This window comes from Myxacorys chilensis (genome assembly GCF_059505265.1).
In genome coordinates, this window is sequence record NZ_JCACKG010000251.1 from 28,033 (window position 1) to 48,426 (window position 20,394).

At 48.3% G+C, this 20,394-nt stretch carries 24 protein-coding genes; 12 read left to right on the forward strand and 12 right to left on the reverse strand.

From position 1 onward, the window contains the following. Positions 1 to 11 precede the first annotated feature (11 nt). Positions 12 to 392, reverse strand: a complete 381-nt coding sequence (locus AC5JLB_RS25830) for a ketosteroid isomerase family protein (protein ID WP_495876699.1) — start codon at positions 390 to 392, stop codon at positions 12 to 14. Between the two features lie 71 nt (positions 393 to 463). Between AC5JLB_RS25830 and queG the strand changes: the two genes are divergently transcribed. The 3 genes from queG to AC5JLB_RS25845 all read left to right on the forward strand — a co-directional run bounded on the left by queG (position 464) and on the right by AC5JLB_RS25845 (position 2,868). Then, complete coding sequence (gene queG / locus AC5JLB_RS25835; protein WP_495876700.1) at positions 464 to 1,462, forward strand: tRNA epoxyqueuosine(34) reductase QueG; 999 nt, start codon at positions 464 to 466, stop codon at positions 1,460 to 1,462. Positions 1,463 to 1,644: 182 nt separating this feature from the next. Continuing rightward, the gene (locus AC5JLB_RS25840) at positions 1,645 to 2,448 is read left to right on the forward strand and encodes a hypothetical protein (RefSeq protein ID WP_495876701.1); all 804 of its coding nucleotides are present in this window, start codon (positions 1,645 to 1,647) and stop codon (positions 2,446 to 2,448) included. Then, positions 2,449 to 2,868: a type II toxin-antitoxin system VapC family toxin gene (locus tag AC5JLB_RS25845; protein ID WP_495876702.1), complete on the forward strand. Its 420-nt coding sequence runs from the start codon at positions 2,449 to 2,451 to the stop codon at positions 2,866 to 2,868. A 212-nt stretch (positions 2,869 to 3,080) separates the two neighbouring features. Here the strand turns inward: AC5JLB_RS25845 and guaA are convergent, their stop codons facing one another. Together guaA and cbiD are read right to left on the reverse strand one after the other, a co-directional pair. Further along, entirely contained in the window at positions 3,081 to 4,709 is a 1,629-nt protein-coding gene (gene guaA / locus AC5JLB_RS25850; RefSeq protein WP_495876703.1) for a glutamine-hydrolyzing GMP synthase, read from the reverse strand. 115 nt (positions 4,710 to 4,824) lie between these two features. Further along, complete coding sequence (gene cbiD / locus AC5JLB_RS25855) at positions 4,825 to 5,916, reverse strand: cobalt-precorrin-5B (C(1))-methyltransferase CbiD (protein ID WP_495876704.1); 1,092 nt, start codon at positions 5,914 to 5,916, stop codon at positions 4,825 to 4,827. Between the two features lie 113 nt (positions 5,917 to 6,029). Between cbiD and AC5JLB_RS25860 the strand changes: the two genes are divergently transcribed. Next, positions 6,030 to 6,458 (forward strand): STAS domain-containing protein, encoded by a 429-nt coding sequence (locus tag AC5JLB_RS25860; RefSeq protein ID WP_495876705.1) that lies wholly within the window; start codon positions 6,030 to 6,032, stop codon positions 6,456 to 6,458. Here the strand turns inward: AC5JLB_RS25860 and AC5JLB_RS25865 are convergent. Next, entirely contained in the window at positions 6,455 to 7,120 is a 666-nt protein-coding gene (locus tag AC5JLB_RS25865) for a class I SAM-dependent methyltransferase (protein WP_495876706.1), read from the reverse strand. The two genes, AC5JLB_RS25860 and AC5JLB_RS25865, sit on opposite strands and share 4 nt — an antisense overlap. An 83-nt stretch (positions 7,121 to 7,203) precedes the next feature. Between AC5JLB_RS25865 and AC5JLB_RS25870 the strand changes: the two genes are divergently transcribed. Beyond that, positions 7,204 to 7,617 (forward strand): hypothetical protein, encoded by a 414-nt coding sequence (locus tag AC5JLB_RS25870; protein ID WP_495876707.1) that lies wholly within the window; start codon positions 7,204 to 7,206, stop codon positions 7,615 to 7,617. Positions 7,618 to 7,746: 129 nt separating this feature from the next. Here the strand turns inward: AC5JLB_RS25870 and map are convergent, their stop codons facing one another. Beyond that, positions 7,747 to 8,553: a type I methionyl aminopeptidase gene (map, locus tag AC5JLB_RS25875; RefSeq protein ID WP_495876708.1), complete on the reverse strand. Its 807-nt coding sequence runs from the start codon at positions 8,551 to 8,553 to the stop codon at positions 7,747 to 7,749. A 322-nt stretch (positions 8,554 to 8,875) separates the two neighbouring features. Between map and AC5JLB_RS25880 the strand changes: the two genes are divergently transcribed. The 3 genes from AC5JLB_RS25880 to AC5JLB_RS25890 are packed head-to-tail and all read left to right on the forward strand — an operon-like array spanning position 8,876 to position 12,378. Beyond that, a complete protein-coding gene (locus AC5JLB_RS25880) occupies positions 8,876 to 9,094 on the forward strand; it encodes a hypothetical protein (protein ID WP_495876709.1) in 219 nt (72 codons plus the stop codon). An 18-nt stretch (positions 9,095 to 9,112) separates the two neighbouring features. Beyond that, positions 9,113 to 10,156 carry a CHAT domain-containing protein gene (locus tag AC5JLB_RS25885; protein WP_495876710.1) on the forward strand — a complete coding sequence of 348 codons (1,044 nt, stop codon included), beginning with the start codon at positions 9,113 to 9,115 and terminating at the stop codon, positions 10,154 to 10,156. 50 nt (positions 10,157 to 10,206) lie between these two features. Next, positions 10,207 to 12,378: a tetratricopeptide repeat protein gene (locus tag AC5JLB_RS25890; RefSeq protein WP_495876711.1), complete on the forward strand. Its 2,172-nt coding sequence runs from the start codon at positions 10,207 to 10,209 to the stop codon at positions 12,376 to 12,378. A gap of 58 nt (positions 12,379 to 12,436) precedes the next feature. Here AC5JLB_RS25890 and AC5JLB_RS25895 read toward each other — a convergent pair whose 3' ends face one another. Both AC5JLB_RS25895 and AC5JLB_RS25900 read right to left on the reverse strand, forming a co-directional pair. Beyond that, the gene (locus AC5JLB_RS25895) at positions 12,437 to 12,694 is read right to left on the reverse strand and encodes a type II toxin-antitoxin system RelE family toxin (protein ID WP_495876712.1); all 258 of its coding nucleotides are present in this window, start codon (positions 12,692 to 12,694) and stop codon (positions 12,437 to 12,439) included. Further along, positions 12,687 to 12,938 carry a hypothetical protein gene (locus AC5JLB_RS25900; RefSeq protein ID WP_495876713.1) on the reverse strand — a complete coding sequence of 84 codons (252 nt, stop codon included), beginning with the start codon at positions 12,936 to 12,938 and terminating at the stop codon, positions 12,687 to 12,689. Before AC5JLB_RS25900 ends, AC5JLB_RS25895 begins: the two co-directional genes overlap by 8 nt. Positions 12,939 to 12,993: 55 nt before the next feature. Between AC5JLB_RS25900 and AC5JLB_RS25905 the strand changes: the two genes are divergently transcribed. Next, positions 12,994 to 13,155 carry a hypothetical protein gene (locus AC5JLB_RS25905; protein WP_495876714.1) on the forward strand — a complete coding sequence of 54 codons (162 nt, stop codon included), beginning with the start codon at positions 12,994 to 12,996 and terminating at the stop codon, positions 13,153 to 13,155. A gap of 61 nt (positions 13,156 to 13,216) precedes the next feature. Here the strand turns inward: AC5JLB_RS25905 and AC5JLB_RS25910 are convergent, their stop codons facing one another. Both AC5JLB_RS25910 and AC5JLB_RS25915 read right to left on the reverse strand, forming a co-directional pair. After that, a complete protein-coding gene (locus tag AC5JLB_RS25910; protein ID WP_495876715.1) occupies positions 13,217 to 13,414 on the reverse strand; it encodes a DUF2283 domain-containing protein in 198 nt (65 codons plus the stop codon). After that, positions 13,411 to 13,671 (reverse strand): DUF4258 domain-containing protein, encoded by a 261-nt coding sequence (locus AC5JLB_RS25915; protein ID WP_495876716.1) that lies wholly within the window; start codon positions 13,669 to 13,671, stop codon positions 13,411 to 13,413. Before AC5JLB_RS25915 ends, AC5JLB_RS25910 begins: the two co-directional genes overlap by 4 nt. A gap of 102 nt (positions 13,672 to 13,773) precedes the next feature. Here AC5JLB_RS25915 and AC5JLB_RS25920 point away from each other — a divergent pair, with 102 nt between their 5' ends. After that, positions 13,774 to 13,923, forward strand: coding sequence for a hypothetical protein (locus AC5JLB_RS25920; protein ID WP_495876717.1), 150 nt, complete (start codon positions 13,774 to 13,776; stop codon positions 13,921 to 13,923). 18 nt (positions 13,924 to 13,941) lie between these two features. Here the strand turns inward: AC5JLB_RS25920 and AC5JLB_RS25925 are convergent, their stop codons facing one another. Next, positions 13,942 to 15,108 carry a pyridoxal phosphate-dependent aminotransferase gene (locus tag AC5JLB_RS25925; protein WP_495876718.1) on the reverse strand — a complete coding sequence of 389 codons (1,167 nt, stop codon included), beginning with the start codon at positions 15,106 to 15,108 and terminating at the stop codon, positions 13,942 to 13,944. Between the two features lie 120 nt (positions 15,109 to 15,228). Next, complete coding sequence (locus AC5JLB_RS25930) at positions 15,229 to 16,311, reverse strand: class I fructose-bisphosphate aldolase (RefSeq protein ID WP_495876719.1); 1,083 nt, start codon at positions 16,309 to 16,311, stop codon at positions 15,229 to 15,231. 71 nt (positions 16,312 to 16,382) lie between these two features. On the opposite strand from AC5JLB_RS25930, the gene AC5JLB_RS25935 reads away from it, so the two are divergent. After that, positions 16,383 to 16,748: a VOC family protein gene (locus tag AC5JLB_RS25935; RefSeq protein ID WP_495876720.1), complete on the forward strand. Its 366-nt coding sequence runs from the start codon at positions 16,383 to 16,385 to the stop codon at positions 16,746 to 16,748. On the opposite strand, the gene miaA is transcribed toward AC5JLB_RS25935, so the two are convergent. After that, a complete protein-coding gene (gene miaA / locus AC5JLB_RS25940) occupies positions 16,717 to 17,805 on the reverse strand; it encodes a tRNA (adenosine(37)-N6)-dimethylallyltransferase MiaA (RefSeq protein WP_495876721.1) in 1,089 nt (362 codons plus the stop codon). The two genes, AC5JLB_RS25935 and miaA, sit on opposite strands and share 32 nt — an antisense overlap. 121 nt (positions 17,806 to 17,926) lie before the next feature. On the opposite strand from miaA, the gene gyrB reads away from it, so the two are divergent. Then, entirely contained in the window at positions 17,927 to 19,864 is a 1,938-nt protein-coding gene (gyrB, locus tag AC5JLB_RS25945) for a DNA topoisomerase (ATP-hydrolyzing) subunit B (protein ID WP_495876722.1), read from the forward strand. Positions 19,865 to 20,394 lie beyond the last annotated feature (530 nt).

Sequence of the window (20,394 nt, forward strand, 5' to 3'; positions counted from 1 at the left end):
TCTCGTCCAAATCATCGTCGCATCTTCAGCAACTCTTGTGCTGAGGCGACTAGTTTGATGTAAACATCGGTAATTTCTTCTGCTGAATTCAAATGAAATGTCCAGACAATGTTGACTTTGAATCCTGCGTACTTTGCAAAGCCTGTCACTTCTACCTGCTCGTCTTGAGTGTCAACAGTCTGCGGAGTGGCTTGCATTCCCTTCGCTTCCGTCTGGAGATAGGTCACGATCGCATCTCTGCCCATCACCTCAGTCTTGAACGGCGCATGCATGATGGCATCAACCGTGAATAGCTCTGCGGTTGCCTCAAACTCGCCCGCGTTAAACGTTTCAAAATACCGTTGCACCGTTTCAATCTCAATACTCGTAGAATCTAAAGTAACGTCACTCATAGTTCATTCTCATTGCGCTTCTACAAATTACGAACTACAACGGGCACATAATCTTCTCTCCCTAGATTGAAATGCACGACTTAACGAACCAAATTAAACAAAAAGCGTTAGAGCTTGGATTTCACAAAGTTGGAATCGTTCAGGTGGAAGATTTTAAGGACGATACAACTGCAACGGCATCTCTGCGATCGTGGCTTGATCAAGGCTATGAGGCAGATATGGCATGGATGGCAAATCCTAAGCGAGAAGATATTTTTCAGGTGATGCCAGAGGTGCGATCACTGATTTGTGTAGCGCTCAATTACTACACGTCCCACGCTCGATTAGAGGGCAAGGAGTACGCCAAAATTTCTCGCTACGGCTGGGGGCGAGACTATCATCGCGTGTTGCAAAAGAAACTCAAAGCGTTGGCATCGTGGCTAGAAACTCAGGGCGATGGCATTGAGGCTCGTTACTATGCGGATACTGGACCTGTGCAAGATAAAGTTTGGGCGCAGCGTGCCGGAATTGGTTGGATTGCGAAGAACGGTAATGTGATTACGCGGGAGTATGGATCGTGGGTGTTTCTGGGTGAGGTGTTGACGAATGTAGAGTTAGAGCGCGATTCGCTTGGCGAAGCTCCGAGGAATCGCTCGCACACTCAGCATTGCGGAACCTGCACGCGATGTATCGAAGCGTGTCCTACTGGCGCAATTACTCAACCCTTTGTCGTTGATGCGAATCGATGTATTGCTTATCACACGATTGAGAATCGCTCTGAAACCTTGCCGGATGCGATCGCGCCTCAGCTCAACAACTGGGTCGCTGGCTGCGATATCTGTCAGGATGTCTGTCCTTGGAATCAACGCTTTGCCCAAGAAACTGATGTTTCTGACTTCCAGCCTTACCCGTGGAACGTGAATCCGACTTTAGAAGAATTAGCCGAGATCTCTGATGAAGAGTATGAGCGACGATTTCCGGCTTCAGCATTGCGACGCATCAAACCCACGATGCTGCGCCGTAATGCTAGGGCTAACTTAAAGCATGTTGCAGGTACAATCGCATCTAATTCACGGCGAGGGCAATCCTGAATATCTTTGGCGTGTACGGTAAAATGGAATGGCTGGAAGAGCCTTTCGGTCACTTTAGTCAAATACGGCAATAGGCTGAGTTGTTAATGCTTATGCTGAAATTCCTTTAACAAAGCTTCTGGTGAATGAGGATAACGAAAGAATAGTCATCAACTCCCTTTAATGTTTAGGAAATACTCGTTATGAATAACATCCAGATAGAAGGGGTTGATAGTTCTCTCAGTCGAGCTGTTTTAGAGGATATTTACTCCCTAAAAAAACATCTTGATGATATTCTTACAAGCTCAGATAAAACTCTAATTGAAAATTTGACTCAAGAGGCAGAACTTTTACTGGGACAAGCTAAGGATGATTCAAAAACGTATCACGAAAGATATGTTGTATTTAGTCGATTGACTGAATCTTTTTTTGATGCGTGGAGGCACTACAAGGACACTCCTCAGGCGATCGAGCTTATCAAAGACATTGATCATCTAAGCAATTATTCCATAGCATATTCCTATTTGCTTTTCAGCCTTTCTCTTATAAATGAAGGAAGGATAGGCGAGTACAGAGCTGATCTTGAAAGAATGGTTTCAGGTTTCCTTCGGCTCTCTGAAGTTGTTGATGTATTTGCAGACTTCTTCTCTATTTCAGAACTGAAGCAAATTTATGATGGTGCTAAGGACGCGATTTCTGTCTCTGCCCGTGATGTAATAGAGTACTTTGAGAACGGCTCAGAATTGTCGAAATTAGTCACTCAACTTAGAGCTTATAGCAGCCTTATTGTATTAAAGGTTGAGGAGCATATTAAGAATGTAGAATCAACCTTAGAAGAAGATACACAGCTTAAAAGCAAACTAGAAATCGATTCATCCTCTAGACCCTGGTGGGAGCAAATCGCTGGAACATTTGATGATGACTCAGTTTATGATGAGGCGATGCAGTTGGGGTGCGAGTATCGCAGCTCTCTTCGCCCGGGTTCTACACTGCCATCAGATGTATAGATGTATATTTTCGATACTGATCATCTCAGTGTTTTAGAGCGTGGAGGAGTCAAAGCTCAACGCTTAATGCAAAGATTGGCGAATGTTAGTTCTACTCAAGTAGCGGTAAGCATCATTAGTTATGAGGAGCAAATGCGGGGATGGTTAAGCTACATAGCTAAAGCCAAGACTGTCAAACAGCAGGTTGAACCTTACAAACAGCTCAAGCAACAATTAACAAATTACTGTTCAATCCCCATTCTTGAGTTTGATGAACAGGCTGCTCAAGAGTTTCAGCGTCTCAAGAAAGCGTATCCACGGCTTGGCACGATGGATCTGAAAATTGCATCGGTTGCATTGGTGAACAAAGCAGTTCTATTGACTCGAAATAGTGCTGACTTCGGGCACATTGCAGGTCTATCCATCGAGGACTGGACATAAAAAAGCTGAGCATTTGTCAGTAATACAATAATGTCTATGCACCCAGCTATCGCGCACAGGAGCCCTAAAGCAAGTGCGATCGCACTTTCCTCGAAACGAATCAAGGCGCAGCAAACCTATGATGCTGCGCCTTTACCAAAGCTGAGTTAGAAGATGCAGGATGTAATTAGCCCCTTTGATGAACTAGCGGTGATTCCTGCGATCGCCTCATCCTATTCCCATTCAATCGTGCCAGGCGGCTTCGAGGTAATGTCATACACCACTCGATTTACCCCTTTCACTTCATTCACAATTCGGTTAGAGATCGTTTCCAACAAATCGTAGGGAGCGCGAGACCAATCCGCTGTCATACCATCTTCACTCGACACCAATCGCAGCACGATCGGATAAGCATAGGTACGCTGGTCACCCATCACACCCACACTGCGGACGGGAAGCAATACAGCAAACGCCTGCCAAAAATCGTTGTACATGCCTGCACGATTGATCTCTTGACGAACGATAAAGTCAGCATCCCGTAGAATATCGAGCTTCTCTTCATCGACTGCGCCGAGAATGCGAATGGCTAAACCTGGGCCTGGGAACGGCTGACGATTCACAATTTCTTCAGGCAGACCGATCGAGCGTCCCACCTTCCGAACTTCATCTTTAAACAGCTTCCGCAGAGGTTCTACCAGCTTAAATCGGAGATCTTTAGGTAATCCACCGACGTTGTGATGGCTCTTAATTTTGACTGCCACCCGTTCCCCGGTTTGTGGATCAACGTTGGTATCTGCCGACTCGATCACGTCAGGATAGAGTGTGCCCTGCGCCAAGTAATCGAACGGGCCCAGCCGCCTTGATTCTGACTCAAAGACTCGAATAAACTCATGTCCAATTCGCTTGCGTTTCTCTTCCGGATCATCCACTCCGGCGACAGCCGCTAAAAAGCGATCGCGAGCATTCACATATTCCACATTAATGTGAAACTGCTCATGAAAAAGCTTGACTAACCGCTCTGGCTCTAGCTTTCGCATAAAGCCCTGATCGATAAACATGCACGTTAGCTGATCCCCAATCGCGCGATGCAATAAAAACGCCAGCGTTGATGAATCAACACCTCCAGACAGCGCCAATAGCACTCGCTTATCCCCGACTCTACCCCGAATTTCCCGCACCGATTCTTCCACAAACGCATCGGTTGTCCAGGTCGGATGACAATGGCAGATGTGATAAACAAAGTTGCGAATCAGAGACTGTCCATCCTGCGAGTGAACCACTTCTGGGTGAAACTGAACGCCATAAAGTTTACGATCGTGATCCGCGATCGCGGCACAAGGCGTATTGGCGGTGTGTGCCAAAACCTCAAATCCGTCAGGCATGGTTGTGACAGAATCTCCGTGACTCATCCACATAATGGAGCCTTCGCCCACATTCGTTAGCAGATCCGTCGGATCGTCGATCATCAAGCTCGCCTTGCCGTATTCACCAAGATCTGCCCGCTCAACCTTGCCTCCCAGTTGTTGCACCATCAACTGCATTCCGTAACAAACGCCCAAAACTGGAATTCCCAGATTCCAAATTTCTGGATCGCAATGCGGAGCGCCCTTGTCATAAACTGAACTCGGACCTCCAGAGAGAATGATTCCAACCGGATTGAGTTGACGCAGTTGCTCAGCTGTCATGCGGTACGACAACACCTCAGAATAGACTTGAGTTTCACGAATGCGCCGCGCAATCAACTCAGAATATTGAGAGCCAAAGTCTAGAATGACGATCATTTGGCGGTTGAGGCTGTCGAGAGTCGATGTATTTGTAGATGCGGTCGTATCAAGAAGGGAGTGTTCTGTCTGTGGTGTCACGGAAATTTCACCTGATCAAAGTCTGAGTGTGGGTAGACAAACTAGCTAAGCGTTGTTTTGAAGAACACTAAAAAATGCGTCTTTAATATAGAGTAATTTCGCTATTTTAATTACATTAGCAAACTTGCTTCAACAGTGTGGCTGCAATTTGGCTTTGAATGAGAATCTGACGAGACCGATCAAATAGCACAGAGCCAACTTGAACCGAGGCTTGGGCATGGTTATAGATGTAAGCTTGACAGCGATGATCGATCGTTTCTGCGATCGCGCTATACACTCGCTCGACCCAATCTCCATCCAGAGTTCTCAGATAGTTCAAGCCGTCTTCGGTCGTGGCACAGTTAAAAATCCTCTGTAGCTCTACCGTTGGGAGTCCTGCTTTAGCGGCGTGAGCCGTCAGAATTTCCAATCGACCATCAGCAACATGATGATGGGTATGAAAAATTCCGCCTGCCAGTTTCACGAGTTTTCCGTGATAGCCAAAGAGCAGAATTGACTTCACCTGTTGCAAACCCGCTTCGACAAGCAGCGAACCGAGCCAATTCGCGGTTTTAATCAGTCTTTCTGGTTCAACTCCTAGTCGAGTCGCCAAATCTAACCCGTTCTCGCCGACACAAAACACTAGGCAGTCAAATCGCTGCGCTTTCTCCTGCAATTCTTGTCGAAAGCGTTCTAGCTGACCGGGAGCGCTGAGCGGTTGAGCGATTCCAGAGGTTCCCAAAAGCGACAGTCCTTCGACCACGCCAAAGGCTTCATTCGACGTGCGTTTGGCGAGCGATCGTCCCTCTGGCAAAATAATGGTGACTCGAATCGTTTCATTGGGTTGGAGCGATCGCTCCAAGTTTTCAATCAATAACCGCTTGGCATAGGCATAGATGGCGGCTCCCCCGTCCGTCCGTCCAACCCCTTCTCCTCCGTCTAGCACAATGCGAGCGTCCCCCATTTCCTGTTGGTAACTCACCATCGCCCAGACGGGAGTATTCCGCGTCAAATCTAGATTGTCACCCGGATCGCTCCGCGTGATTCCCAGCGCAACTCCGGGTTGAAGACTTGCCACCTGCTCGATCTCAATTTCCACCGTTCGAGCGGGTTCAATCAAATCTACCTCAACCGAAGCCACCGCTTGAGCGGTCTGGAGCTGTTTTAGCGCCGCGATCGCCGCCGCACATGCAAATACCGGAAGCGTATAGCCTGCTCGAACGTCCATAGAATTTCGTGTGATTTAAAACACCAGTACTTTGTGACGGATGACGCCGCCATTCTGTCTGATTTACTTCATCCTTAAAGAACTCAGAGACTTGTCAAACCAAAAGAACCGGCATGATAAACGGTGAATTGATTTTAGGCTCAACGGATGATAAGACCTTTCCAACGACAGTAGTTTTGCAGCCGAACGGCAATCTTTCAGATTTAACTGAAACCTCGTTTGGAACACATTTAGGAGACGCGATCGCGCAAGCCGATGCTATCGTCGTCGATTTGCTTTGGATTGACACCATCGACCAAGCTGGACTTTCCATCTTACTGTCTGGCATGACGCAGGCGGTCAAACTGGGAAAATCTCTATCGTTTCTGTCGATGAATCAACAGACTCGTTCAACGCTAGATTCCAGTTGGGAAAAGCTTCGAGACGTCAATGCCTCGGTTCAAGTAGACGTATTCACTCCAGAGTTTGAGCAGTTTCTAGACCACTATCAAATTCACGGAGTCAAATCCACGGGATTGCCACAACCTAGCCTTTCAACCTAACCCTTCTTGAGGGCCAGCGTTAAGCCATCTCCGATCGCAACTAGACTAAGGCTCACCCGATCGTCGGCTGCCAGTTTTTGATTAAACGCCCGGAGTGTGTTGGTAATCTTGTCTTGATCGGTTGGATCAGCAACTCGACCTGACCAAAGCACGTTATCGATCGCGATGAGGCCACCCGGACGCATAAGTTGCAGAGCGCGATCGTAGTAGTGTTGATAGTTGCCTTTATCGGCGTCAATAAACGCAAAATCAAACGTTTCTGCCTGTCCTTCCTCAAGCAAGCGATCGAGGGTTTCTAAAGCGGGTGCAATATGCAGATCGATCTTGTCGGCAACGCCTGCTAACTGCCAATAGCGACGCGCGATCGCGGTGTAGTCTTCGCTCACGTCACAGGCAATGAGTTTGCCGTCGGGCGGCAGTGCCAACGCCACAGATAATGAACTGTAGCCTGTAAACACCCCAACTTCCAACGCTTTTTTCGCATCCATCAACCGAACCACCAGCGCCATAAACTGACCTTGATCTGGCGCAATCTGCATTCGAGCTTGCGGATGAGTGGCAGTTTCTGCTCGGAGTTGAGCGAGTGCGTCTGTCTCTCGCACCGAATGAGACACGAGATACTCGTAAATCGAATCGCTTAAACTAATAAATTTCTCAGCCATCGTGAAATTTCCATCTCAAACCCGTCTGGCTTATGCTATCGCTGATAGGCTAGGAGAAGGAGCGATATGGTGAGGATAGAGCCGTGAATCGATGGATTCGAGTTGTGTTGTCGGTGCTGCTAGTGGCGTTGTTAACCGCTTGTAGTGGAAATGGATTGCCGAGCAAAAACTTGGTGCGAAAAGCGATCGCGCTTCAGGTCGGTCAAACTCAGCAAGAATTGAGTCAGCAGTTAAAACTATCGTTGCCTAAATCGGCGCTGAAGATCGATCGCGTCGAAATTGCTGAGCAAACTCCGGTCACAATTCAAGATCTGCCGTCCTACCGGGTGCAAGGAACCTACGATTTCACGCTTAAACTAAAGACTCAAGAAGCCAACCAGCGCGATAATCCTTTCGAGGTGTATGTGCAGCGTCAACGCGAAGGAAAAACGTGGCGATTGGCTCAGCCGCAGCAGACTGAAAATGAAACAACTTGGGTAACATCGCTGATTGAGTAGCGCTAATGGGGGCTGAAAGGCTTTAACATTCGGCAGGCAGCGGATTTGATAACAGATACAGCAGAGGGCGTCCGCTACATTATTATCAGATCCGCTGCCTGCCAGCTTTATTAGCAATTCAGAGCCACCCTAAATCTTCGTGCGATCGGTCAAAATTTCGTAGCCGGTTTCTGTCACCAAAACCGTGTGTTCAAATTGTGCAGAAAGGGATTTGTCTACGGTTACGGCTGTCCAGCGATCGGCAAGGATGCGCGTATTTTTTGAGCCTGCATTGACGATCGGTTCGATCGCAAGGGTCATGCCTGCTCGCAGTTTCACATTCGGCATCTGGTGGGTGCGGAAATTGAATACGGATGGCTCTTCGTGGAGGTTGCGTCCTACGCCGTGTCCAGTGAAGTCTTCGACAATTTTGAAGCCGTTTTCTTCGACGTAATCTTGAATGGCTCCGGCGAGATCAAGCAAGAAGGCTCCGGCCCGGACTTGTTCAATGCCTTTGTAGAGAGCTTGTTCTGCGACACGAATGAGCTTGGCAGCGTCGGGCGTTACGTTGCCCACGGCGATCGTAATGCATGAATCACCATGAAAGCCTTCGTAAAATGCACCAGTATCGACTTTCAGCACATCTCCGGCGCGGATTACTTTCTTGGGGTTGGGAATGCCGTGAACGACTTCGTTGTTGATGCTGGAGCAGATGGAGGCTGGGAAGCCATGATAGCCCTTGAAGCTTGGGGTTGCGCCCATTTCGCGAATCCGCTTTTCGGCGTAAGCGTCGAGATCAGCAGTGGTCATGCCGGGTTTGACAGTTTCGGAGATTTCTTTGAGGACGATCGCGACAATTTTGGCCGCTTGGCGCATGATCTCGATTTCTCGAGGGGATTTGATCTCGATTCCCCGACGTTTTTTGGGAGCTGGAAGCAGGTTGCTAAGGATGTTCATGGAAGGCTAATGGCTGAAAGAAATAGATGGAGAGGCGCGATTGGCTTTGCCAAGCTCCAGAGGATCGCTGGAATCTCGCGTGACGAATCTCTTCGGAACTGGCGAAGCAACCGTAAGAAATCCCGATCTCTAAAGTAGCTTATATCTGAGGACAACATCTCGCAAAATTGCGGTGACAAACCCTAGATTGCGGAGAATGGGGGTTCTCGCTGTGTTGTCGATAGGTTTGAAAGGAGCAGGTTTGAGTCTCTATTAATCTGCGATCGCTCTCCATATTCCGACGGTCAAGCTTTAAGCTCAAACGATCGAGCTTTGACCCCAAATGATCCTACTTGAAACAAGAACGATCGCATTTCAAACAGGAACAATCCTACCTGAAACAGGAATGATGCCATTTCAAACAGAAACGATGGCATTTCAAACAGGAACAATCCTACTTGAAACAGGAATGATGGCATCTCAAATAGGAAGAATGCCATTTTTTACAAAAATGGTGAAGCTTTGCGGAAAAAGTTTGCTTCTTGAAGTAGAAAAGAAGTAGCCCTACCTAGGAGTGGTGATGACTGATCCTGTGACAGCGTTGACGGCTGCTGCGATCGCGGATCTTGCGTTCAGAAAATTCATTGAATCGGGGGCAGGTGAGCTTGCGAAGAAGTTTACCGAGGGTGCAATTGTCAGGATGGGCGACCTTCGCAAGAAGATTTGGGAAAAAATGCGGGGAAAGCCATCTGCGGAATTGGCAATTACCTCAATTGAGCAAGGATCGACGGCAGAATTTGATCGGCTCATTGCTTATTTGCAGGTGGCTATCGATGATGATCCGAAGTTTGCCGATGAAATTCGGGTGATGGCGCAGCAAATTAATGCAGGCAAGATTCAAGATAATAGCTCGATGACCCAGAATAACTATGGCTCTAGTACGGGCTATCAAACCAAGATAGAAGGAGGCACAGCGTTTGTTGGGGGAACGCATTATCACTCTTCTAGGGCGGAACACGTGGAGAAACGTACAGATCGCGGGGAGAAACAAGTGTCGGCGAAGAAGATTCTGATATTGGCGTCGAATCCTAAAGGGACATCTCCCCTGCGGCTTGATGAAGAAGCCCGCGAAATTGAAGAAGGCTTGCGGCGATCGCAGCAGAGAGAGCAATTTAAGCTTGAGCAAAAGTGGGCGGTACGTCCAAAAGATGTGCGGCGTGCGATGTTGGATATTCAACCCCAGATTATTCAGTTTTCTGGACGGGGGGAAGACGGGCAAGGATTAGTGCTGGAGAATGACGCTGGCAAATCACAGCTTGTTTCGACAGAAGCACTGGCAGGATTGTTTGAATTATTTGCAGATTGTGTGGAATGCGTAGTTCTGAATGCTTGCTATAGCGAAGACCAAGCAACGGCGATCGCGCAACATATTCCATACGTGATTGGCATGAGCCAAGACATTGATGGTAGAGCCGCAATTGAGTTTACGGTTGCCTTTTACGATGCTTTGGGTTCAGGACAGTCGATCCATTTTGCGTATAAGCTCGGCTGCAACGCCATTCAAATGGCAGGTGTTACAGGACATTTAATTCCAGTTTTGAAGGAGAAGATTCAAAACCCTTAGAAAGCTCGCAGATCAATCGGGGCATCGGGTCTGTGAGCTTGAATGAAAAGGTGTCTTGTATTAACAACCTTCCGTACAGTGGAGCGATCTCATTTGTTGGTCGAGAGGATGACCTCAAATCGTTGCATGAGCAGTTGCAAGAGGGAACGACTGTAGCGGTTTCTGCAATCTCCGGTATGGGTGGCATTGGTAAGACTGAATTAGCATTGCAATATGCTCTTAAACACTGTCTTGAGGGATCTTATCTTGGTGGACTCTGCTGGTTGCGGGCACGCGAGGAAGTCGGAACCCAAATTATTAGTTTTGCTCGATCGCTGTTGGACTTAACGCCACCAGAGGATCTGGACTTAGCAGAAAAGGTGCGGTGGTGTTGGGAACGGTGGCGCGAGGGAACGGCATTACTCATCTTTGATGATGTGCAGGACTATGAAGATATTCGATCCATGCTTCCGCCTCAAGACTCACGCTTCAAAGTTTTGATGACGACGCGATCGCACTTCGGATTGCCAGTACAAGAATTACAACTCGATGCCTTGTCAGAAGCGAAAGCGCTGGAATTATTGAGAGTGTTAGTGCAGGATGATCGAGTTGATCAACAGTTGGAGCGATCGCAACAATTGTGCGAATGGTTGGGTTATCTGCCATTGGGAGTGGAGCTAGTCGGGCGGTATTTGGCGAAGAAACGGGATTCATCGATCGAGCTTTTGTGGCAACGGTTGCAAGAAAAACGCTTGGAAGCGAGAGCATTTAAGCAAACAGAGCCTGGGATGACCGCATCGTTAGGAGTTGCCGCCGCATTTGAGTTAAGTTGGCAGGCATTGGAGGAGTCTACCCAGCAAGTGGCAGCGGTATTAAGCCTATTTGCCTTAGTCGAGATTCCGTGGGCGATAGTAGAGCAGTGTTTACCGGAGATGGATGCTGAGGACTTGGAGGAGATTCGAGATCAGGTGCTTTTAGGGAGTAATTTGCTGAAGCGCGTGGATCAAGGGATGTACCAACTCCATCAATTATTGCGGGAATTTTTTGCATCAAAGCGAGAGCAACGGGCAGATGTGGAGGGATTGAAGCGAAAATTTTATGAGGTTGTCATTGCTGAGGCAGAAAGAGTCGAGAAGAAGCCTGAGCGATCGCTCATCCAGGAATCGACCGTGACGATCGCTCATTTGCAAGCGGCGACCGAACGGTTAGCAAGACCAGAGCAAGCGCTTGAGTTGGTAACCTGTCTATTCTGGATAGCAGAACTCTACTGCTTGCAAGGACTATATGGGGAAGCAGAACCGCTGTTTGTGCGATCGCTCTCAATTCGGGAAAAGCAGTTGGGAGGCGACCATCTTGATCTGGCTCAAAGCTTGAATGCTCTAGCCGGACTGTACTGTAGCCAAGGACGATTTGGAGAAGCGGAACCCCTCTATCTACGTTCTCTTAAAATCCGGCAACAGCAATTAGGAGACGACCATCCCGATGTGGCAGAAATCCTGAGCAACTTGGCATTTTTGTGTAATTCTCAAAAACGATATGAGGAAGCGGAACCGCTCTTTGCGCAATCTCAAGAAATCTGGCGGCGGCAGTTGGGCGATGACCATCCCCACGTGGCAGTAAGCTTACACGGCTTTGCAAACTTGTATCGGCTTCAAGGACGGTATGAGGAAGCGGAACCGCTCTTTGTGCAATCTCAAGAAATCTGGCGGCGGCAGTTGGGGGACAACCATCCCCACGTGGCAAGGAGCTTGTTCCGTTTAGCAAACTTGTATGATTCCCAAAAGCGCTACGCGGAAGCAGAACCCCTCTATCTACAATCCCTCGCAATCAATCAACGGCAGTTGGGCGATAACCATCCCGATGTGGCAATGAGCCTGCACAATTTGGCAAGGCTTTACTGTTCTCAAGCACGTTACAGCGATGCAGAACCACTTTTTCTACGATCACTTTCCATTCTACAAAATCAGCTTTTTGTGGAACATCCTTTAACAGCAAGGGTCATGAGTCATCTGGCACACCTCTACGATTTGCAAGGACGCTATGCTGAGGCAGAAACGCTTTACCTGCAATCTTTACCGATTTTGTCTGGCAAGTTAGAGGAAAACCATATCTGGAGACAGGAAGCGTCAAACACCTTCCGATCGCTCCTCCAAAACGCCCTGCAAGAGCATCGCACCGATGAACTCTCGGATGATCCAATGACACGATCGCTCCTCCAACAATTGCAAGCCGCATCGGATTGAGGAACGAGCGCAGATTGAAGGGGTACGATCGCCCTTTCCCAAACAACCCTAGCGATCGCTACTTGTACACATCCCCACGAGGTGCGATCGTCGTCACCACATAAACCTCATTCTCTTGATCTTCCACAAGCAAAACCCGATATTTCCCAACCCGTAATTTCAGTTCAGGGCGACCCTTGAGCGGTTTAATATCGAGTCCCGTTGCATCTTGCACCAATCGATCGAGCGCTTCAATCACCCTCAGCTGATCCTCAATTGGCATCCGTTTTAGATAGCGCTGAGCAGGTCTGAGGAGAACATAATCCCAATCAGCCAAGATGCTCTCCCAACAATTGCCGTTTTAGCGCTTTTGAACTGATGCCGCGATCTCGTCCTGCCAAATAATCTTGTATTGCAGCTTCACTCTCCGCAATTTCTGCTGGTGAAATCACTTCGTCACTTCCTTCGACGGCAGCAGATCGGTAAATCAGGTGACTTAACGCTTGCAACAACTGAACTTGTTCATCAAGATTCAAGCGTTGAGCCAAATCTAACACCTCTTCATAGGTTGGCGTTTGCATTGATTCACATCCTTTCCCAACGTTAAATTCAGTATAGGTTCCTTTTCTCAGTTCTGTGAATTGCCTTTTTCATTCAAAAGCAGAAGCACCCAACCTAACCGATAACCAGACAGCACAAGCGCTCTATCAAGTGCAACCAACACTCCACAAAGCGAAGCAATCCTTTGGAGTTTGCAAGCGATCGCTGTTGCAACAGATTCAGAATGCGGAAAATTAGGGCACGATCGCAGATTGAAGCAGTGCGATCGCAGAGATCTTTCCTTGCATCCTCAAGCCGCCTACCCCGTGATCACATGTTCTAACTGGAGTGGATTATTAACTTGCTTCGATGCATTTAAAATCTCCAACCCTACCAAATTTCCAGCCGCATCATAGTCTAAAATTGCCCCCGATCGATCTTCATGACTCTCCTCAACCTCCGCCTCAGAGAACACAATCGTTAAAATGTCCACTTCCGGATCATAAACAACTTTCATTCCGACCTCCAATAGCGAGAAATCTGATTTGTCTTATAAACAGTCATCACGATCGCCGGTTCTGTCCGGTCTGAGACAACGACGCGCAACAAATAAATTCTCCCATTCTCGAATTGGAGTTGAGACTGATAAATGCGGGTGCCATCGTTTTGCTCAATCACCTGTTGAGGACTTTCTAACACAGAATCGAGTAGCTCGATGGGAATCTGACGCCGCTCTAGTTGCTGTTCGGCGTGTTTAGAGATGTAGAAACTCACTTTCGTGAACCGAGCGGGATAGACAGAGATCCATTCTAGAGCTAGAAATCAGAACGCTTTGATGCGAAATCGCGACTACCTTGAGTTTTGAAACTGCACTCGGTGCTCCAAAGACTACAAGCGAAGAACGATCAAGACACAAAGCACGATCGTCAGCAGCGATTGCAAATTTGGGGAGCGCGATCGCACAATTGCAGGCAGCGATCGCAGATTGAAGCAGTGCGATCGCCGCTTAAACAAGAACGATTTTAGAAAATAGCGCTCAATCCTCTACAGTTTAGACTTCACAAACATAGCCAACCGCTCCATTCCCCGTTCAATGGTGGTCATGTCTGTTGCATAGGACAACCGGATATGATCATCCACCCCAAACGCAATTCCTGGGATAGCCGCCACTTGATGCTCGGTTAACAATCGATCGCAAAATTCCAACGAACCCATGCCAAACTTGCTGATATTAATCAGCAGATAGAACGCCCCATCTGGCTTGACGCACGTTAATCCTGGCATAGCAGTAATCAGATCAAAAATAGCCTGTCGCCGTTCTGCAAACGCTTGGCGCATCTGTTCGACACACTCTTGAGATCCTTCATACGCCGCGATCGCGCCATATTGAGCAAACGTACACACATTCGACGTGCTGTGTCCCTGAATCTTCGTTGCCGCTTTAATAATCTCGACCGGAGCCGCTAAATATCCAACCCGCCATCCCGTCATCGAATACGCCTTAGCAAATCCATGACTAATAATCGTGCGATCGAAGACCTCTGGACTAGCCGCTCCAATGCTGAGATGCTCGGCTCCGTCATACAAAAGCTTTTCGTAGATTTCATCCGACACCACCAGAATATCTTTCTCGACAATCACCTGCGCGATCGCGCGAATTTCATCCGGCGTATACACCATTCCTGTCGGATTCGAGGGCGAGTTCAAGACAAATAGTTTCGTTTTCGGAGTGATCGCTTGCTGCAATTGATCCGGGGTAATTTTGTAGTGCGCCTCTGCCGTGGTGTTCACCATGATGGGCGTTCCACCTGCCAGCTTTACCATTTCGGGATAGCTCACCCAAAATGGCACCGGAATAATCACCTCATCTCCCGGCTCAATCAGCGCCATCATCAACCCGTAGAGCGAATGCTTACCGCCATTGGTGATGATGATATTGTCGGCGCTGTAGCAGAGATTGTTGTCCGACTGAAGCTTATGTGCGATCGCGTCTCTTAATTTGGGTTCTCCCGCCGCTGGGCCATAGCGCGTTTTACCTTGTTGCAGCGCCGCTACGGCGGCTTGTTTAATATGGTCAGGCGTATCAAAATCAGGTTCTCCGGCACTAAAGCTACAAACATCAACCCCATCGCGCTTCATCGCTTTGGCTTTTGCATCGATCGCAAGCGTTAATGAAGGCGTAACCTGACTGACCCGTGCTGCCAACTTCATATTAAAAATTAAGGTTGAGTAGAAAATTTAGATCCAAAACCTAACCGAAGCAGGCATGGATTCTAGAGGATTCTAACTCAAACCTTAATCCTTAGCCGAGAAACCTTAACGCTAAATTAACTACGCGATCGTGACCTCCGGAGAGAGGTAAACGTCTTGAATCGCGTGAAAGAGCTTGACGCCCTCCTCAAACGGTCGCTGAAAGGTTTTGCGACCCGAAATCAAGCCACTTCCGCCTGCGCGTTTGTTGATCACAGCCGTCCGAATGGCTTCCGCAAAGTCAGACTTTCCTGACGCACCACCTGAATTGATCAGTCCTGCCCGTCCCGCGTAGCAGTTGAGCACTTGGTAGCGAGTCAGATCAATCGGATGGTCAGTTGTCAGATCGGTGTAAATTCGTTCGTTCGTTTTGCCGTAACTTTTTCCAGTCGCCTTTTCCACTGCGCCATAGCCGTTATTGTATTCAGGCAATTTTTGTTTGATGATGTCTGCCTCGATCGTGACGCCCAAATGATTGGCTTGCCCCGTCAAATCTGCAGCGAGGTGATAATCTTTGTCTTGCTTGAACACTGGATTTCGCAAGTAGCACCAAAGAATCGTTGCCATGCCTAACTCATGAGCGCGGGCAAACGCACGGCTAATTTCTTGAATCTGGCGCGATGAGCTTTCTGAACCGAAATAGATGGTCGCCCCGACCGCCACCGCTCCTAAATTCCAAGCTTGCTCAACCGAGGCAAACAAAATTTGATCAGCTTGATTGGGGTAAGTCAGCAGTTCGTTGTGGTTGATTTTGGTAATGAACGGAATCTTGTGAGCGTACTTGCGAGACACACTGCCCAGAACTCCAAGCGTCGTTGCCACCGCATTACATTCTGCCGCGATCGCCAGCTTAATAATATTCTCGCTGTCAAAATAGATGGGGTTTGGCGCAAACGACGCGCCTGCCGAATGCTCAATGCCTTGGTCAACTGGCAAGATTGAAAGATAACCTGTATTCGCTAATCGTCCCGTTGAGTAGAGCTGTTGCAGGTTTCGCAGGACTTGGGGAGAGCGATCGCTTCCAACAAATATTCGATCGACGAAATCTGCTCCAGGCAAATGCAGCATGTCTTTTGACACTTTCGCTTTAAACGTAAGCAAATCTTCAGCTTCATCACCGAGCCACGTTTCAATAGACTGAGGAGCAGAGAGTGTAGCAGTCATTGCCATATCCTCAAGAAGGTTCCCTCTCAATCTAGCGATTTCTGATTCGTAGTTCATGAGAATTTTGGAAGATGAAAATTAGCAGAGCGTTGACCACGATCGCCGCTTCCAACATTGAGCAATCTGTAACGTTCTACGGGCAATTGCTAAGTCAAAGCGCGACAACTCACCTACCAAACGTCTATGCAGAATTTCAAATCAAGGACATCCGCCTGGGACTTTACAAACCCCGTGACGCTGAATCATTACTCTTGTCCCATCCGACTATCAGCCTTTGTCTCGAAGTTGAGGATTTGGATGATGCGATCGCGCACCTGACTTCTCTCGGCTACCCACCGCCCGGAGCCATTCTCCACCCGTCCCACGGTCGAGAAATCTATGCCTACGATCCAGACGGCAACCGCATCATTTTGTATGAGCCTGCAAAAACTGGGTGAGACGCTGCCAAACCTGTTCCAGCACGTCCGGTGAGTCAGAATCAAACCATTCGATTGTCTGATCCGATCGAAACCATGTGCGCTGACGCTTCGCGAACTGTCGTGTATGCAGCACAATTAATCGTGCTGCTTCTGCCAACGAAACGTCGCCGCGCAAATACTGCTTCATCTCGCTGTAGCCCAAGGTGTTAAGGAGTGGCAAATCCTCACCATGCTTCTCACACAGCATTTTCACTTCTGTTTCAAATCCCATTTCAATCATTTGCGCCGTGCGTTTCTCAATCCGTTGATCTAGAATGCTTGATTCTAATCCAATTTGCAAAATCGGATACGAGGGTGGCTCTTCGCCCTGCTGCTCAGAAATTGGGCGACCTGTAACATAGAAAACTTCCAACGCTCTCAGCGTCCTCACCTGATCGTTGGCATGAATTCGCTGAGCCGACGTTGGATCGACCTGTTGTAAAAAGGCGTGAAGTTGCGGTTGTCCTAATGTCTGAAGCTGCGATCGTAACTCCGCTTGAGGAGCAACCCTCGGAATCTTCATGCCCCGCACAATCGATTTGATGTACAGCCCAGTGCCGCCGACTAATAAGGGATGAGGGGTGAGGGATGAGGGATGAGAGTGTTTCGGCTTCACTTTTGCATCCTGCTTGGTGCTGACGATACCGCAAGGTGTCTCTCCACTTTTATTCCTTCCTTCAATTATTTCCCTCGCCATCTCCTGAAACTCTGCTACTGTCAGCGTTTCCGTTGGTTCACAGATATCAATTAGATGGTGCGGCACAAGATTTTGCTCTCGTGCGGTTGGTTTTGCCGTTCCGATGTTAAACTCTCGATACACTTGGCGCGAATCTGCACTAATGATGATTGAATTCAAACGCTGCGCTAGGGAAATTGCCAGACCAGATTTTCCTGATGCCGTTGCGCCACAGAGTATAATAAGAAATGGTACAAATGTATCTTCTATCGATTTTTCTGGAGTCCTGCCAAGCTCTGATCCGAGGTCTAAAGAGCCATTTTTTTCCTTCTGATACAAAACAGACTGATCGATCCCCATTTCAAACTTCCTGCGAGACTGCCTGAAAATCGCTTACAAGCCTTTTGTGCTAGAATTTTGATAGATTTTAGTCTTCCATTACTAATTCCAGCTTTAGTTGCCCTAAAAGAGCGCTTCACATATGACGACGAACTATGGTGCCCAACAGATCCAAGTCCTTGAAGGTCTTGAGCCAGTCCGCAAACGCCCCGGTATGTATATCGGCACAACTGGACCGCGTGGGTTGCATCATCTAGTGTACGAGGTTGTAGATAACTCCGTAGATGAAGCTCTCGCTGGCTACTGTAAAAATATTGAAGTGTCGCTCAATGCTGATGGATCTGTCACCGTTACTGACGACGGACGCGGCATTCCAACTGATGTTCACGAACGAACCGGCAAGTCTGCTCTCGAAACTGTAATGACCATCCTGCACGCAGGTGGCAAGTTTGGCGGCGGCGGCTATAAAGTATCAGGCGGTCTACACGGAGTTGGTATTTCAGTTGTAAATGCTCTGTCGGACTGGGTTGAAGCTACCATTTGGCGCGACAAAAAAGTTCATACGCAACGGTTTGAGCGGGGTATAGCGGTGGGCGAGTTAGAGGTTAAGCCTCTGTCTCCCGTCAAAACTGGCACATCAATGACCTTTATGCCCGATGCCACCATCTTCACCACGGGTATTGAGTTCGACTATAAACTGCTTTCTGGTCGACTGCGGGAGTTAGCTTACCTCAATGGCGGCGTCAAAATCACCTTCACTGACTACCGCTCCCACCTGCTTGAAGGCGAGGATGTGCATACTGAAGTCTACTTCTATGAAGGCGGCATTCGGGAATACATCGCCTACATGAACCGTGAAAAGCAGCCGTTGCACGAAGAGATTGTCTATGTGCAAGGCGAGCGCAACAACGTTCAGGTTGAGGTGTCACTGCAATGGTGTTCCGATGCTTATACCGATAACATTATTGGCTTTGCCAACAATATTCGTACCGTCGATGGTGGAACGCACTTAGAAGGATTAAAAGCTGTTCTGACTCGCACCTTGAACGCGATCGCTCGGAAGCGCAACAAGCTTAAGGAAGGCGAACCCAATCTTGCCGGTGAAAACATCCGCGAGGGCTTAACCGGCGTTATTTCGGTGAAGGTTCCTGACCCCGAATTTGAAGGTCAAACCAAAACGAAGCTCGGAAATACTGAAGTTCGAGGCATTGTTGATTCTTTAGTCGGCGAAGTCTTAACCGAGTATCTCGATTTCCGTCCAAGCGTTTGTGACGCGATTATTGAGAAAGCAGTTCAAGCTTACAAAGCGGCAGAAGCTGCACGGCATGCCCGCGAAATGGTGCGCCGTAAGTCGGTTCTAGAATCTTCAACGCTGCCTGGAAAGCTTGCCGATTGCGCTTCGCGTGATCCGGGCGAATCAGAAATTTACATTGTAGAAGGGGATTCCGCAGGAGGATCTGCAAAGCAAGGACGCGATCGCAGATTCCAAGCAATTCTTCCGCTCCGGGGTAAGATCCTCAACATCGAGAAAACTGACGATGCCAAGATCTACAAGAACACTGAAATTCAAGCATTGATCACCGCCCTCGGGTTAGGCATCAAGGGCGAAGAATTCGATGCATCGCAACTGCGCTATCACCGCATTATCATCATGACGGACGCGGACGTAGACGGTGCTCATATTCGCACCCTGTTGCTCACCTTCTTCTACCGTTACCAGCGCATGATGGTTGATCAAGGCTATGTCTATATTGCGTGTCCGCCGCTTTACAAGATCGAACGGGGTCGAAATCACTACTACTGCTACAGCGATCGCGACTTGCAAGCTCGGATTGCAGAATTTCCAGCCAACGCTAGTTATAACATCCAGCGTTTTAAGGGATTGGGTGAAATGATGCCGCAACAACTTTGGGATACCACAATGAATCCTGAAACGCGGACGCTGAAGCGGGTTGAAATTGAGGATGCGGCAGAAGCCGATCGAGTCTTTACCGTGTTGATGGGCGATCGCGTTGCCCCTCGTCGGGAATTTATTGAAACGTTTGGCTCCAAGCTGAAGTTTGATGACTTGGATATCTAAACACTGCTTTAGCTTGTGGGCTAAACGAACTGTTACAACTCGTTAAACGTTACTCGAGAGCAGCTACTTCATCTGAGGTAGCTGCTCTTTCTGCATTAGAGCATTCTTGTGAACGTCAGCTTAGGGCTTTCGCTTGTTCGCGACTTTAGGGAATGTGTGATCGCTACTCTGAGGATTATGGATTAAATAAGACCGGAGTAGATGCTAGGGTAAAGAGATTCAGATTGACCTGGTGAATCAATGCAACCTTACCCGCCTGAAGTTGAACAACAAATGCGACGCTTCTACCAATCCTTGTCGGAAAAAGAGAGCTTCGCTGCACGGAACGTGTTCGGCGGCGATATGCAGCAGTCGAAGCCCTGAAATTAGGGCGAGGTAGATTGAGCTATATCAGCCAACTTTTAAGCTGTGATGACGAAGCGATGCAACTGGGAAAGCGAGAACTTCAGGATGAAACTCGGTTGTATCAAAGCTGCGGGTCGTGTTCTAGACGTGTGGATTTTGCGATACTGGAGGAGTGTGGTTTCAGC

What these genes read in the sequence shown, in the direction of transcription:
- AC5JLB_RS25830 (WP_495876699.1), bottom strand. Translation starts at nt 392, where the DNA reads ATGAGTGACGTTACTTTAGATTCTACGAGTATTGAGATTGAAACGGTG.
- queG (WP_495876700.1), top strand. Translation starts at nt 464, where the DNA reads ATGCACGACTTAACGAACCAAATTAAACAAAAAGCGTTAGAGCTTGGA.
- AC5JLB_RS25840 (WP_495876701.1), top strand. Translation starts at nt 1,645, where the DNA reads ATGAATAACATCCAGATAGAAGGGGTTGATAGTTCTCTCAGTCGAGCT.
- AC5JLB_RS25845 (WP_495876702.1), top strand. Translation starts at nt 2,449, where the DNA reads ATGTATATTTTCGATACTGATCATCTCAGTGTTTTAGAGCGTGGAGGA.
- cbiD (WP_495876704.1), bottom strand. Translation starts at nt 5,916, where the DNA reads ATGGACGTTCGAGCAGGCTATACGCTTCCGGTATTTGCATGTGCGGCG.
- AC5JLB_RS25860 (WP_495876705.1), top strand. Translation starts at nt 6,030, where the DNA reads ATGATAAACGGTGAATTGATTTTAGGCTCAACGGATGATAAGACCTTT.
- AC5JLB_RS25865 (WP_495876706.1), bottom strand. Translation starts at nt 7,120, where the DNA reads ATGGCTGAGAAATTTATTAGTTTAAGCGATTCGATTTACGAGTATCTC.
- map (WP_495876708.1), bottom strand. Translation starts at nt 8,553, where the DNA reads ATGAACATCCTTAGCAACCTGCTTCCAGCTCCCAAAAAACGTCGGGGA.
- AC5JLB_RS25880 (WP_495876709.1), top strand. Translation starts at nt 8,876, where the DNA reads ATGATCCTACTTGAAACAAGAACGATCGCATTTCAAACAGGAACAATC.
- AC5JLB_RS25885 (WP_495876710.1), top strand. Translation starts at nt 9,113, where the DNA reads ATGACTGATCCTGTGACAGCGTTGACGGCTGCTGCGATCGCGGATCTT.
- AC5JLB_RS25900 (WP_495876713.1), bottom strand. Translation starts at nt 12,938, where the DNA reads ATGCAAACGCCAACCTATGAAGAGGTGTTAGATTTGGCTCAACGCTTG.
- AC5JLB_RS25910 (WP_495876715.1), bottom strand. Translation starts at nt 13,414, where the DNA reads ATGAAAGTTGTTTATGATCCGGAAGTGGACATTTTAACGATTGTGTTC.
- AC5JLB_RS25925 (WP_495876718.1), bottom strand. Translation starts at nt 15,108, where the DNA reads ATGAAGTTGGCAGCACGGGTCAGTCAGGTTACGCCTTCATTAACGCTT.
- AC5JLB_RS25930 (WP_495876719.1), bottom strand. Translation starts at nt 16,311, where the DNA reads ATGACTGCTACACTCTCTGCTCCTCAGTCTATTGAAACGTGGCTCGGT.
- AC5JLB_RS25935 (WP_495876720.1), top strand. Translation starts at nt 16,383, where the DNA reads ATGAAAATTAGCAGAGCGTTGACCACGATCGCCGCTTCCAACATTGAG.
- miaA (WP_495876721.1), bottom strand. Translation starts at nt 17,805, where the DNA reads ATGGGGATCGATCAGTCTGTTTTGTATCAGAAGGAAAAAAATGGCTCT.
- gyrB (WP_495876722.1), top strand. Translation starts at nt 17,927, where the DNA reads ATGACGACGAACTATGGTGCCCAACAGATCCAAGTCCTTGAAGGTCTT.